Genomic DNA, 1,014 nt, shown 5'->3' with positions numbered 1-1,014 from the left:
CAGTAGCGGGTCCGCCGGCCGGTTGATCACGTAGTGCGGTCGTGCATGTGGTGGAGCAGGACGAGGGCGGCGGCGGTGATGGCGCCGATGCGCCAGGGGCACAAGCTGACCCGGCGCAGCGCCTTGAAGCTGGTCTTGAGCAGGGAGTTGCCGCGTTCGGCCGGGGCGCGGGTGGCCGCGTGCAGCAGGTTCACGGTGCGCTGGTCGGTGGTCAGCGGCGCGTCGATGGTCTTCTTGATCGGCGTGGTCAGCGCCGCCTGCTCGCCCTCGTAGCCCAGATCGCCGAGGGCACGGTGGTCGGCGTCGGTCCACTCGGCCAGCAGCGGCAGCGCCTCAGGATGGGTGCGCAGCGCAGTGGTGTCGTGTTCGCGGCCCGGTCGCACCGGCGAGGTCCAGATCGGCCAGCCGTCGGGGGCGGCGATGACCTGCACGTTGCCGCCGTGGCAGGTGTGCTTGCCCGACCACCACAGGTCCACCCGGCGCTCGGGTCGATCGGCGCGGGCGGTCGGCCCGGGGACCTGGCAACGGTCGGTGCGCACCAACGTGCCGTCCACCGTCACGTGCGGATGGCCAGCGGCGCGGGCGGCCAGCAGCGCGCCGCGCAGCCCGGGGGCTGCGGCGGCGAGGACGTCGATGCCCTCGTGCAGATACCGGTAGGCCGTCGAGGACCCGATCCGGTTGTCGGCGGTCAGCTGGGCCAGCCGGGTGCCGTCGACAAACCAGCGCAGGACCAGCACCGCCTGCCGGTAGCAGCCCAGCGCTCGGCGCCGGCCGCGGGTGCCGCGTCGTCGTCGCTCGGCGGCCAGCAGGCCGGACACGAAGTGCACGGTCTCCTGATCGATCGGAAGCACGGCGGTGTAGGTGACAGGATCGGACACAGCAGGACCTCGGGTGGGGAAGACGGTCTGTGAGAAGACGTCCCTCCTACCGAGGTCCTGCGCTTCCTCCCGTCACCTCGCGCGCGTCGGCGTGTCCGGCCCGCCCTGCCAGCCGCCCGCTACTGGGAAAGGCTCA

1 protein-coding gene is annotated in these 1,014 nt (G+C 72.6%); it reads right to left on the bottom strand.

Features of this window, described 5'->3' with window-relative positions; genetic code table 11:
* Positions 1–26 precede the first annotated feature (26 nt).
* Positions 27–851 carry a transposase family protein gene (locus tag D0Z06_RS25045; protein ID WP_199489341.1) on the bottom strand — a complete coding sequence of 275 codons (825 nt, stop codon included), beginning with the start codon at positions 849–851 and terminating at the stop codon, positions 27–29.
* Positions 852–1,014: the final 163 nt, after the last annotated feature.

It is taken from the genome of Geodermatophilus marinus, from assembly GCF_003428645.1.
Lineage (GTDB): Bacteria > Actinomycetota > Actinomycetes > Mycobacteriales > Geodermatophilaceae > Geodermatophilus.
The sequence above is the reverse complement of the archived record's forward strand: the minus strand, read 5'-3'. Positions and strand labels throughout refer to the sequence as shown.